General features: G+C 68.2%; 9 protein-coding genes. All 9 read right to left on the reverse strand.

Annotated features, from left to right (window positions below):
• Positions 1 to 5: 5 nt before the first annotated feature.
• Complete coding sequence (locus tag ACTMTI_RS32935) at positions 6 to 1,103, reverse strand: XdhC family protein (RefSeq protein WP_441124547.1); 1,098 nt, start codon at positions 1,101 to 1,103, stop codon at positions 6 to 8.
• A gap of 46 nt (positions 1,104 to 1,149) precedes the next feature.
• Positions 1,150 to 2,598 carry a catalase gene (locus ACTMTI_RS32940; RefSeq protein ID WP_441124548.1) on the reverse strand — a complete coding sequence of 483 codons (1,449 nt, stop codon included), beginning with the start codon at positions 2,596 to 2,598 and terminating at the stop codon, positions 1,150 to 1,152.
• Positions 2,599 to 2,705: 107 nt separating this feature from the next.
• The gene (locus tag ACTMTI_RS32945; RefSeq protein WP_441124549.1) at positions 2,706 to 2,993 is read right to left on the reverse strand and encodes a WhiB family transcriptional regulator; all 288 of its coding nucleotides are present in this window, start codon (positions 2,991 to 2,993) and stop codon (positions 2,706 to 2,708) included.
• Between the two features lie 172 nt (positions 2,994 to 3,165).
• Positions 3,166 to 3,633, reverse strand: a complete 468-nt coding sequence (locus ACTMTI_RS32950; RefSeq protein WP_441124550.1) for a Dps family protein — start codon at positions 3,631 to 3,633, stop codon at positions 3,166 to 3,168.
• Between the two features lie 418 nt (positions 3,634 to 4,051).
• Positions 4,052 to 6,262 carry a xanthine dehydrogenase family protein molybdopterin-binding subunit gene (locus ACTMTI_RS32955; protein ID WP_441124552.1) on the reverse strand — a complete coding sequence of 737 codons (2,211 nt, stop codon included), beginning with the start codon at positions 6,260 to 6,262 and terminating at the stop codon, positions 4,052 to 4,054.
• The gene (locus ACTMTI_RS32960) at positions 6,259 to 7,248 is read right to left on the reverse strand and encodes an FAD binding domain-containing protein (protein WP_441124553.1); all 990 of its coding nucleotides are present in this window, start codon (positions 7,246 to 7,248) and stop codon (positions 6,259 to 6,261) included. The genes ACTMTI_RS32955 and ACTMTI_RS32960 overlap by 4 nt, the downstream gene beginning before the upstream one ends.
• A gap of 3 nt (positions 7,249 to 7,251) precedes the next feature.
• Complete coding sequence (locus ACTMTI_RS32965) at positions 7,252 to 7,770, reverse strand: (2Fe-2S)-binding protein (protein WP_441124554.1); 519 nt, start codon at positions 7,768 to 7,770, stop codon at positions 7,252 to 7,254.
• Positions 7,771 to 8,241: 471 nt separating this feature from the next.
• Entirely contained in the window at positions 8,242 to 10,995 is a 2,754-nt protein-coding gene (locus tag ACTMTI_RS32970; RefSeq protein ID WP_441124555.1) for an AAA family ATPase, read from the reverse strand.
• A 306-nt stretch (positions 10,996 to 11,301) separates the two neighbouring features.
• Entirely contained in the window at positions 11,302 to 12,486 is a 1,185-nt protein-coding gene (locus ACTMTI_RS32975) for a beta-propeller fold lactonase family protein (RefSeq protein ID WP_441124556.1), read from the reverse strand.
• Positions 12,487 to 12,741: the final 255 nt, after the last annotated feature.

A 12,741-nucleotide genomic window follows, 5' to 3' on the forward strand; every position in this document is an offset into this window, starting at 1 on the left:
GGTGATCAGCCTTCGCCGTGGATGCGGCCCTCGGTGTCGGTCAGCGGGCGTCCCGAGCCGCCCCATCGGAGCTGGATCAGCTCGGCGCCGATGGCCACGGCGGTCTCCTCGGGGGTACGCGCGCCAAGGTCGAGGCCGATCGGCGAGCGGAGCCGAGCCAGCTCGGCGTCGGCGACACCCGCCTCGCGCAGCCGGGTGAGCCGGTCCTCGTGGGTGCGCCGCGAGCCCATCGCGCCGACGTACCCGGCGGGGGTGCGCAGCGCCACTTTCAGCAGTGGCACGTCGAACTTGGGATCGTGGGTGAGCACGGCGATCACCGTGCGCTCGTCGACCTCGACCGACGCCAGATAGTCGTGCGGCCACTTCGTGACGACTTCGTCCGCCTCGGGGAACCGTTTGGCCGTCGCGAAGATGGGCCTGGCGTCGCAGACCACCACGTGGTAGCCGAGGAACTTGCCCAGCCTCACGACCGCGGCGGCGAAGTCGATGGCTCCGAAGACCAGCATGCGCGGCGGAGGAGCGAACGACTGCACGAACACCGACAGCTCATCCAGCCTGCGCTGTCCGTCAGCCCCGTACCTGCGTACCCTGGTCAGCCCTTGAGCTAGCATGCCGCGCACATCGTCGTCCACGGCGTCCTCGAGCCGCTGCGAGCCGAGGGAGCCGGAGGCCCGGTCCGGCCAGATGACCCGCCGCGCGCCCAGTTCCCCGGGCCCCGCCATGACGGTGGCCACCGCCACCGGCGCCCGCACGGTGACGGAGGCGGCGATCTTCCCCAGCTCGGGATAGGCGTCGCGGGACACCCGCTCCACCATGATGTCGATGATTCCGCCGCACGTCAGGCCAACGCTGAAGGCGTCGCCATCGCTCACGCCGTAACGCTGGACCACAGTGCGCCCGATGCCGGTCACCTCCCGGGCCAGCTCGTAGACCGCGCCTTCCACGCAGCCGCCGGAGACGCTGCCGACGGCCTCCTCGCCGAGCACGGCCATCGCCGCGCCCGGCGGGCAGGGTGCGCTGCGGAAGGTGTTCACCACGGTGGCCAGCCCGAACTCCTCACCGGCCGTCCACCACGGCATGATCTGGGTCAGGACGTCGCGCATGTGTCAGCCTTTCCGCCAGGTCCTCGAAAGCCGCCAGACGGTCCGGTCAGGCCAAGCTCAGGCCCTGGGCGACGCCCTGGCCGAGGTCCTTGTGGATGTTGCTCCAGTAGTGCACGACCCGCTTCCTCATGTCCGCCGTGACCTCCGGGGCCGAGGCGTGGCCGACGATGTTGCTCACCAGGTGGGCGCGGTCCGTGTCGGACAGCACGTTCTCCCACAGGGCGCGCGGCTGGACGTAGTCGTCGTCCTCGGCGTGCTCGATGTACGCCGAGCGGATGATCTCACCCGTGACGTGGTAGTTCTCGCCCTCGTACAGCGACGGATCGGCGGCCGGGCCGCCCGCCGTGTTCGGGGCGTAGACCGGGTCCTGCGGGTTCCTGTAGGCCATCGGGCCGTCGACGTTGTAGGAGTTGACGGCGTTGCGCGGCACGTTGATCGGCAGCTGCAGGTAGTTGGGCCCGATCCGGTACCGATGCGTGTCCGGGTAGGAGAACAGGCGTCCCTGAAGCATCTTGTCGGGCGAGGCCCCGATTCCGGCCACCATGTTGGACGGCTCGAAGCTCGACTGCTCCACCTCGGCGAAGTAGTTCTCAGGGTTCCTGTTGAGCGTGAACGTGCCGATGGTGATCTCGGGGTAGTCGGCGTGCGGCCACACTTTGGTCACGTCGAACGGGTTGAACCGGTAGTCGGCAGCGGCCTCGAACGGCATGATCTGCACGTTGACCGTCCACGACGGGTGGTCGCCGCGTTTGATCGCCTGGTGCAGGTCGCGGATGTGGTGGTCGGGGTCGGTCGACTGCAGGGCGGCTGCCTCGGCGGCGGTGAGGTTCTTGATGCCCTGGTCGGTCTTGAAGTGGTACTTGACCCAGAACTTCTCGCCGGCGGCGTTGTACCAGAGGAACGTGTGCGAGCCGAAGCCATGCATGTTCCGCCAGGAGGCCGGGGTGCCGCGGTCGGTCATCAGGAACGTGACCTGGTGCGCGGACTCCGGCGACAGTGTCCAGAAGTCCCACTGCATGTTGTTGTCCCGCAGGTGGTTGTCGGCGCGGCGCTTCTGGCTGTGGATGAAGTCGGAGAACTTCTGCGGGTCGCGGATGAAGAAGATCGGCGTGTTGTTGCCGACGATGTCGTAATTGCCCTCTTCTGTATAGAACTTGATCGCGTAACCGCGCGGGTCGCGGGCGGTGTCGGCGCTGCCCAGCTCGCCGGCGACGGTCGAGAAGCGCAGGAAGAGCGGCGTCTCCTTGCCCTTCTGGAACAGGCCCGCCTTCGTAAACTGGCTGACGTCCTCGGTGATCTGCAGGAAGCCGTGGGCGCCGCCGCCCTTGGCATGCACCACCCGCTCAGGGACGCGCTCCCTGTTGAAGTGGGCCATCTTCTGGATCAGGTAGTGATCCTGCAGCAGCAAGGGGCCGTCCGGGCCGACGGACAGCGAATGCTCATCGCTCGGGGCCGGGATGCCCGAGTCGTCGGTGGTGATAGGCCTGCTCGTCATAGCGCGGGTCCTCCAAAGATCTGCTTGGTAATGGGGATGGGAGCGACGTCCTCGCTGATGCCGATGCCGAGTCACCGGCACAAGGGGGATGATGCGGTGCTGGATGGTCACGCTGTGGCCTGCTGGTACCGGGCGCGTAGCTGGCGGCGTTCTTCGGGAGTGGTGCCGCCCCACATGCCGTCGGGTTCGCCGGTGCGCAGGGCCCAGTCGAGGCAGGCTGCCTGTACGGGGCAGGCTTGGCAGATGCGCCGCGCCTGATCGTCAGCCTGACTCGGCGTACTGTTCCAGGTGGGCGGGAAGAACAGGCCGGGATCGGCGTCCTTGCAGGCAGCGCGGACCGTCCAGCGCAGAGTGGGCGGTGAGTCGTGGTGCTGGTGAGTCTGGTGGAGGGTCATGGATCGCCGCCTGACGAACAAGGGTTGGCGGATCGGTTCGACGGAGCCCGGCCCGCCCGCGGCGGCAGACGAACACGGGGCCCGGTCGCGGCGGCCGACAGTGCGCCCGTGTCCAGGGCGGACTTGACATCGATGTTCCGTCGCCACCGTCATATCCGATAAGTCGGGTCAGTTAGGCGAGTTCCGCTTGGAACATCCAGTAGTGCTTTTCGAAGACCGCGGCCGCCCCGATCAGCGCGTCCTGCGACACCGGGTCGGCGTCGGCCGTGGCGGAGATTGCGCCGCGCAGCGTGGCGACGACGGCGGCCAGGATGTCACAGAAGATCTTGACGACATCCCGATCGTTGAACGGGCCGGGCGACACGGCAGGCAGCCGGTCTCTCGAGGCCACGGTGGCCGCGCGTCCGTCGGGGACGCCGCCGATGGTGACCGCCCGTTCCGCGATCACGTCGGACTGCTCCCGGGCCGCGTCGGCGAGCTCGTCAAGCTGCCGGTGCAAGGTAAGGAAGGACGCGCCGACGAGGTTCCAGTGGGCCTGCTTGGCCAGCAGCCCGAGCAGGACCAGGTCGGCGAGCGCGCGTTGCAGTGCCTCCGACGCGGCCTGGCGGGCGTCATCGTCCAAAGGGCTGATGATGGTCATGGCGTATCTCCTTGACTGGAAGCGGACAAGGACTCCGCGGGCCGTCCAAGTCTTGAACGTGGACGACAGCCTCCAGAGGGTCGACGGGACCGTGACATGCGAGGCGTGCGGGGTGATGCAGTACTTGCCGGTGCCCGGGAGATCGTCTGCGGGTTCCCGGGATCTTCGATCGGCTGCTTACTGAGCGCCTGAGAAGCTCGAGTCCAGGACTTGGTCGCACGGACGGTCATTTCCGGCACTCCGGTGCAGAGCCGCCGCTACGGGCTCCCCTTAGACGGTGAGGAAGTGATGTCCGTCCTGCAATCCCTGGCGGACTGGAGCTACCGGTGCAACAGGACAGACGGGTCCGCGGTCCCCGACTGATCCTGTCGCCCCCCGGCTCCGGTGATCTTCCTTTCGCGCTTGGTTCGATCAGGTGTCAGAGCAGCAGCTGGTCGATGGTGATCGGCAGCGAGCGGATACGCCGCCCTGTCGCGTGGAAGACGGCGTTGGCGATGGCCGCCGCCACACCGACCAGGCCGACCTCCCCGACTCCCTTGGTGCCGACCGGGGTCGCCCGGTCGGGTTCGCCCACGAAGATGACGTCCATATCCGGGACGTCGGCGTTGACGGCTACCAGGTAGTCGCCGAAGGTGGCGTTGGCGATGCGGCCGGTCTCCCGGTCGGTGGCCGTGTCCTCGAACATGGCCTGACCGATGCCGCCGACCGCGCCGCCGACGATCTGGCTGGCGGCCGTCTTCTCGTTGAGGATGCGCCCGCCGTCGATCGCCGAGACCACCCGTGCCACGCGCAGCAGCCCCAGATCGGGGTCGATGCGGACCTCGACGAACTTGGCCCCGAACGCGCCCGCGATCGCCATCCCGAGCTGCTCCGACTGGGGCGGGGTGCTCCTGCCGTCGGCGCTCAGTTCCTCCAGGCCGTGGCGGGCCAGGATGCCGGTGTAGGACTCGCCCAGCTCGGGCGCGCCGGGGCGGTGGATACGGCCCTCGCTCACCGTGACCTCGTCGAGCTCGGCCCCGCGCAGCGGCGAGTCCATGTCGTCGCGGACCAGGTCGAGGAACTCCCGCACAAGACGCCGGCAGGCGGCGTGCACGGCGTTGCCGAGGGCGCCGGTGAGACCGGACCCGCCGGCCTGAGGCGAGTACGGCATGTCGGAGTCACCCAGATCGAAGCGCACCCGCGAGGTGTCCAGGCCCAGGAGCTCGGCCGCCAGCTGCGTCATGACCGTATAGGTCCCGGTCCCGATGTCGGTGGCCGCGCTGCGCACGAACGCCGATCCGTCGCGGTGCAGCGAGGCGCGGGCCTGGCACGGAACCTGATAGGCGGGATAGGAGACACCGGCCAAGCCGTAGCCGACCAGCCAGCGCCCCTCGCGCATCGAGCCCACCTCCGGGGTGCGGTACGACCAACCGAACCGCTCGGCGCCCTGCAGGTAGCACTCCCGCAGCGCTTTGCTCGACCAGGGCAGGCCGGACAGCGGGTCGACCTCCGCGTAATTCCGCAGCCGCAACTCCAGCGGGTCCATGCCCAGAGCGTGGGCGAGCTCATCGATGGCCGACTCCAGGGCGAAGTTGCCCTGCCCTTCGGCGGGGGCCCGCATGGAGCCGGGGCAGGGGATGTTGAGCCGTACCTGCCGGTCCCGGGTGCGCACGTTGGGACAGGCGTAGGAGACGGCCGAGCACAGGGAGACCGGTTCATAGTCGTCGTCCTCCATCGCCACCGTCGAGGTGCCGTCGTGGTCGATGGCGATCAGGTCACCGGCCCTGGTGGCCCCGATCTTGATGTGCTGGACGCTGTTCGGGCGATGGCCCACGGAGGTGAACATCTCGGGCCGGGTGAGCACGAGCTTCACCGGCCGCCCGACCTCGCGTGCGGCCAGCACGGTCAAGATGACGTGGGGCCACATGCGCAGCCCGGCGCCGAAGCCGCCGCCGACGTAGGGGGCGAGGACCCGGATGCCACTCTCGGGGATCTTGAAGATCACCGCGAGGGAGGTGCGAACGTTGTGGGGCCACTGAGTGGAGTCGTGGACGGTGAGCGAGTCGCCGTTCCACAGGGCGATCGTGGCCATCAGGCCGAGCGGGTTGTTGGTGTTGTCGGGCGTGGTGTAGGCGCCTTCCACGACGACGTCGGCGGCGGCGAACCCGGCGGCCACGTCACCGCGCTCGGTGTCCAGGCTCCAGGGGTTGGTGAGGACCTCCGCCCTCGGATCGTCGATGGCGAGCAGGGCCTTGGCGGCTTCGTACTCGACCCGTACGAGGGAGGCGGCGTGCCTGGCCTGCTCCGCGGTGGTGGCCACCACGATGGCCACGTGCTGCCCGTAGTGCAGGATGCGGTCGTCCTGGAGCGGAGCAGGCGGGGACGGGCCCAGCAGCGTCATCGGCCCGCGTTCCAGCCTCGGCGCGGTCAGGTGGGTGATGACGGTCAGCACCCCCGGGGCGGTCTGTGCCGCCGCGGTGTCGATGGCCCGGATCCGCCCGGCGGCGATGGTGCTGCGCACCAGGGCGGCGTGCACCATGCCGGGATAGCCGTAGTCATTGGGGTAGTGCGCGCCGCCTTTCACCTTCAGCGGGGCGTCCACCCGGTCCAGCCCCGCACCGATGATCGGGCGTGCTTCGGATATGGTCATGATTCGGCTCCTGCGATGATCTCCAGCGTGCGCACCAGGGTCCGTTTGGCCAGGTCCACCTTGAACGCCGTACCGGGCAACGTCCTGGCCCCCGCCAGGGCGGCATCCGCGGCGGCGCGGAAGGCGTCACGGCCCGCGGTCGCTCCGCGCAGGACGTCCTCGGCGTCCCACGCCCGCCACGGGACCGTGCCGACGCCGCCCAGAGCCACCCTGGCTTCTCGGATGATCCCGTCCTCCACCACCAGAGCCGCGCCGGCCGAGGTCAGCGCGAACTCGTACGAGACGCGGTCGCGGACCTTCAGGTAGTGCGACCGCGCCCCTTCAGGGAGCAGGGGAACCTCGACCGCGGTGATCAGCTCACCATGCTGCAGCACGTTCTCGATGTGCGGGGTGTCGCCTGGCGGGAGGTGGAACTCGGTCAGCGGGATGCTTCGAGGACCGTCCACGCCCTGCACGTGGATGACGGCGTCCAGAGCGGCCAGCGGGACCGCCACGTCCGAGGCGTGCAAGGCGATGCAGTGCTCGCTGGTGCCCAGGATGGCGTGCATGCGCGCGAAGCCGGTGATGGCGGCGCATCCGGACCCGGGATCGCGTTTGTTGCACGCCGCGACGGTGGGGTCGCGGAAGTACCGGCACCGGGCCCGCTGCAGCAGATTGCCCCCGATGGTGGCCATGTTCCGCAACTGGGTGGACGCTCCGAGCAGGAGCGCTTCCCGGATGAAGGGCAGGCGCTCGATCACGACGGGATCGGCGGCCAGCTCCTCCATGGTCGTCAGCGCGCCGACGCGGATCGCCGACTCGGTGTGCGTGATGCCGCCCAGCGGCAGCCGGGTGATGTCGACCAGCCGGTCAGGACCGAGCACACCGTCCTTCATGAGGTCCAGTTGTGTGGTGCCACCGGCGAGATAGGAGGTGTTCGGGTCGATACTGACCAAGGCCACGGCCTGGCCGGCGTCGGCGGCGCGGACATATTCGAATGGACGCATTCTTCAGCCCCCCGCTGCCACTTCGCGGATCGCCGCGCGGATGTTCGGGTAGGCGCCGCAGCGGCAGATGTTGCCGCTCATGAATTCGCAGATGTCCTCTTCCGAATCCGCTCGGCCCTCTGCCAGCAGCGACACCGCCGACATGATCTGCCCCGGGGTGCAGTAGCCGCACTGGAAGGCGTCGTGCCGGGCGAAGGCCGTCTGCACAGGGTGCGGCTTCCCTCCCTCGGACAGGGATTCGATGGTGGTGACCTCGCGATCCTCGCACTGGGCGGCGAGCATCAGGCACGACACCACGCGTTTGCCGTCGACCAGCACCGTGCAGGCGCCGCAGGCGCCTTGGTCGCACCCCTTCTTCGCCCCGGTCAGGCCGAGGTGGTCGCGCAAGGCGTCCAGCAGGGTGACACGGGCGTCGCATTCCATGCGGTGCGCGACACCATTGACGTTGAGGGTGATATCCACGTGTGGTACATCGGTCGATGCTTCGGCGTTCGGGTGCGCCAGGCTTTCAGCATTGTTCATATGCGCCTCGATTCGAGGTCCTCCGGGCGTCGGCTCCTTCCTGGAAGCCAGAAAGCCTGGCGTCCAGTCTGCCTCGACAACTATGACCAGCTCAGACGCCGGTTGTAACCCGGATGCGGCACGGGTGGAGTCCCTGGCGTGCCATCTGCCCAGCCCCTGAGCAGGGCACACGCGGTTGAAGGCAAAGACTCGTCGGCGCGATCCCCGGTCTGGCCGCTTGGCAGGACGACTACGCCCCGACTCGATCGAACCCCGGCCGCCGGTGCACCTCCGAGGCGCCTCAGGCCCACCGTGCGGGGTCGTCCCCCCTTGCCCGGCGCATAGGCGTTCGACGGGGGGCGGATCGCTGTCAACTGACCCTGGGCTGGTGCCGCCAGGCCAACTCTGCGACGGTCCACGGGTGGGCGCGATTCGGGCGATGAACACAGTGGTCTGCATCAACTGCCCTTGAAGATCCGCCTCAGGCCTGTTCTAGCTGCTGCCGCCATGGGAGGAGCGTTGGAGTTGCCTGCGTGAGGTGACGCCGAGCTTGCCGAAGATTTTCCCCAGATGCCACTCGACGGTGCGGGGGCTGATGAAGAGCTGGGTTGCAATTTCAGGGTTCGTGCGGCCCTCACGGACGAGCCGGACGATCTGGGCCTCCTGCGCGGTGAGTTCACTGGCGATCTTGGCGGTGCGCCTGCTGACGTTCACCCCGATGGCCACCAGTTCGCGAGCGGCCCGCTCGGCGAAGGCCTCCATCCCCATCGCGGTGAAGAGTTCATGGGCAGTGCGCAACTGTTCACGGGCGGCCTGACGACGCCGACCGCGACGCAGCCACTCTCCATAGAGGAGGTGGGCACGGGCCAGCTCCCCGCGGACGGGGGTACAGGAGAGCCGATCGATCGCCTCGCGGTAATGGCCTTCGGCTGCCGCGGCCACACTCACGAGAGCTCGTGAACGCGCCTCGATGCCCATCGCCCAGTCGGTGCCGCTCGGGCTGGTCAGCTCGATCATCCTCTGGAGGATCTCAGCGGCGTGCCCGAGCGCTCCGCTACGGGCAGCCGCCTCGATGCCCTCCACAAGCGTCCAGGTGTGCAGACCGATCTCCGTCGGGTGATGGGGATCGAGGGCCTGATCCGCCGCCGCCAGCGCGTCCTTGTACCGGCCGAGGCTGTTCCAGAGCAGCGTCATCGCCCATCTACGGCCGACTGCCACGTTGCCCTCACCCCGGCGGGTCGCCTCCGCGACGGTGGCCCTGGCCAGGTCGGTGCATGCGGATTCGTGCCCCTGCCAGGCGGTGACCAGCAAGGCGCCGTAGGACGGAGTCGGGATCCCGACCGCTTCGGAGACCGTCCTCACCTCCTCCGCCAGCGAGGCCGCTGCGCTCAATTCGCCGGCGAGCACCTGGGCGGCGATACGCATTGTCAAGGCGAGTGGGAGCGTGGTGACCTGACCGGACTCCCTGGCCAGCTTGAGGTATCGGGCGGATAGCACATCCCAGCTCCTGTGGTCCCATAGGTAGACGGCGGTCACACCGGCCATCCACAGCCAGCGCAACCCCTCCTCCTCGGAGATGTCCGAGCCGCAAAACGCATTCACCGCCGGCTTCAGCATCGGCACACCGGCAGCAGGGCCGTCGAGGAGCCGCGCCACCGTCCCGTCGAGGAGGAGATCGACCGGACGGGCATGGAGCGCCGCTGACGGCGCCAATCGTGCGGCCTCAGCCGCTTCGAGCTGGCCGACGCCGCCGGCCAGCGAGCCGGTGAACATGGCCGCGCTGATCGCCTCCAAATACGTTTCACGCGCGCGGGCCATGTCATACGACTCGAACTGGCGGGCGGCCTTGAGCAGTAGCCCGGGGGCATCGCTGCCCCGTTCGATGGTGTATGCGATCTGGGCGCGCAACAGGTCTGCCTCACCTCGCTGGAACTGATCGAGCGGGCCCGCCTCAGCGATGGACAACAACCGCAGGGCGGCATCAGGGGATCCGACCTGGTGGCTCGCCTGCGCCGCGGCCAGTGCGCGCTGTCTGCGGCGGGCGGGATCGAGTGTCAGCTCTACCGACCGTGCCATGAACGCCGCTGCCGCCGCCAGGCCTCCGCGACCCCGGGCTCGGTCGGCCGAACGCTCCAGCATCACCGCGACCCGCTCGTCAGCGCCGGAAGCGCCGTGCGCCGCGTGCCACGCGTGACGGTCGGGGTCGACCTCCGGATCGGTGACTTCGGCAAGCGCGTGGTGGGCGCCCCGGCGATCGGCAGACGACGCCGTCCAGTAGACGCCCGAGCGGACCAGCGGGTGGTGGAACCGTACCCTGTCGCTGATCTGAACCAGCCCGGCCGCGATGGCGGGCGCCGCCGCGTCGACGCCGATCCCCAGTTGCTCGGCCGCCCTCCACAGCAAGATCGGATCGCCACTCGGCTCTGCCGCCGCGGCCAGCAGAAGCCGCCGGGTCTCCAGCGGCAGCAGCGCGATCCGCTCCGCGTAGATCTGCCAGAGCCGGCCAGTGATCGCTCGTGCGTCCGGCATGCCGAAACCGCCCGCGAACGCCACTGGTGTCGATCCCTTTGGCAGTTCGAGCAGCGCCAGCGGGTTGCCCCGCGCCTCGGCGATGATCCGGTCGAGCACTTGTTCGTCCCACGAACCTGGCAGCACGGAGTGCAGCAGCGCCCGCGCGTCGGCATCGGGCAGGCCCTCGACCAGCAATTCCGGCAGACCGGTCGGCTCCAAAGAACCGTCCGACCACTCGTCCGGCGTTCGGGCCGCGAAGATGATCGCCACCGATTCTGCTTGCAGGCGGCGTGCGGCGAACGCCAAAGCCTGCATGGAGGCCCGATCGAGCCATTGCACGTCATCCACCAGGCAGAGCAACGGGCGCTCCCGGGCAGCCTCGCCCAGCAGGCCGAGGGCGGCCAGCGCGACCAGGAAGCCGTCAGGCGCAGGCCCGGAGCCCAGTCCGAGAGCCGCCTGCAACGCATCACGCTGAAGATCCGGGAGATAGGGCAGGCGGTCCGACATCGGCGCGCACAACTGATGCAGCCCAGCGAAGGCTAGCTCCATCTCAGACTGGACGCCCGTGATACGCGATACGTGAAACCCTCGCGCCTTCTCGGCCAGGTGTTCCAGAAGCGCGGTCTTACCCACACCCGCCTCACCGCGCACCACCAGTGCCCGGCTCAGACCGGCTCGGACGGCCTCCAGCAGCCGGTCAAGCTGCTCACATTCACTGCCCCGCCCCTGCAACAACTGAGAGCACCGCCCAGTCGGTCATGCACGGATATATGTCCCTATACATTATGAAACTTTCAGTGTGGCCGATAGGGCGGTCCAGGATGTACGACCGCTGCCCGGCTCGCCGCTCGCGACATCGCCGACGGCCGACCCGCCCGCCTGGCCGCCTGTGCGACGACCTGCACCGGCGCCTGGCCGCGGGCTTCACCGCGCCGCATCCCCAAGGAAGTCCACTTCACCGCCGTTGATCTGGCTGTACACCTGGCTGTCCGTCGCTGACATGTTCGCAACGTGGAAGACCAGCTCAGGCTGCAAATGCGATCACCGCTGGTTGGTAAAGGTCCGCCTGCCTCTGCGATCCGGTTTGCGGGAGCGCCCGCCCTTGGCCGCCTTTTTCTGCTTGATTTCGACGTTGACCTGTCCACTGTTGTGCTGCGACTGCTTCGTGGTGGACGCATTGTGTTGGTGCTGGTCGGACCTGCCTTTTCCGGTGTCCCGTCCGGGAACGAGGCTTCCTTGCTGCCTGCCGGCCACGCCGGGGGTCACGCCGATGGCCACGCCGAGGGGACTGTCGCCGACGGCGACGGTGTTGATGACACTATTGGCGGCGGTGCCGATCACCGACACGTTGTCCGATCCCCCGTTGGCCACGTAGACGCGGGCGCCATCCCGTGAGATCGCCACTCCGACGGGACTCAGGCCCACCGGGATGGTGGCGATGAGGGGGTTGCCGCTGGGCGGGACGGCGGTGCTGATCACCGACACGTTGCTGTCGGAGGCATTGGTCACGTAGGCGCGGGTGCCGTCGGTGCTGATCACCACTCGCACGGGATCAACGCCCGCCGGCATGGTGGCGATGACGGTGTTGGTGGTGGGGGTGTTGGGGACGATGTTGACCACCGACATGGTCCCAGACAGGAAATTCACCACGTAGAGACGGGTGCCATCGGGAGAGGTGTCCACCCCGACGGGATTCAAGCCCACCGTGATGATGCCGATGACCATGTTGGTGGTGGTGTTGATCACCGATACATCGGTGGAGAATTGCCAGGCATTGGCCACGTAGGCACGGGTGCCATCCGGACTGACCGTCACCCCGACAGGGAAGGTGCCGACCGGGATGGTGGCGATGACGGTGTTGGTGGCAGTTTCGATCACGGACACTGTATTCGACGACGCGTTGGTCACGTAGACGCGTTCGCCGCTGGGCGAGACCGCCACCCCGAAGGGGAGGTCCTCCACGGGAATGGTGTCGATGACGGTGTTGGTGGCGGTGTCGATCACCGACACGTCATCCGAATCACCGTTGGTCACGTAGGCGCGGGTGCCGTCGGGGGAGACCGCGACCTCCTGGGGGTTCCTTCCCACGGTGATGGTGGCGACGACGGTGTTCGTGGTGGTACGGATCACCGACACGGTGTTCGACAACGAGTTGGTCACATAGGCGAACTCCTGGGGCGGTGCGAGGGCGGCTGCAGGGGCGGGGCTCGCCATCAGCGCCGCCAACCAGATGGCTATGGCCACCCGTGTCACTGATGCCCGGATATGGGATAGCCGTCCGCGGCCATAGCGTCGACCCGGCAGTCTCGAAGGACGACTCCCGGTCACGCTTCTCGGTCGAAGCCGCAGCATTGGAACCTCCATATCGAGATCAGATGGTCCCGTTCTACATATGCATGACATTTCGCCGCGAGGTGCGGCGCGCGGGCTTGCCTCTTCAGGATGATGAATTGGTGCCGCTCTGAATTGACGGCCCGACCG

Source organism: Nonomuraea sp. H19 (genome assembly GCF_052068215.1).
Taxonomy (GTDB): Bacteria; Actinomycetota; Actinomycetes; order Streptosporangiales; family Streptosporangiaceae; genus Nonomuraea.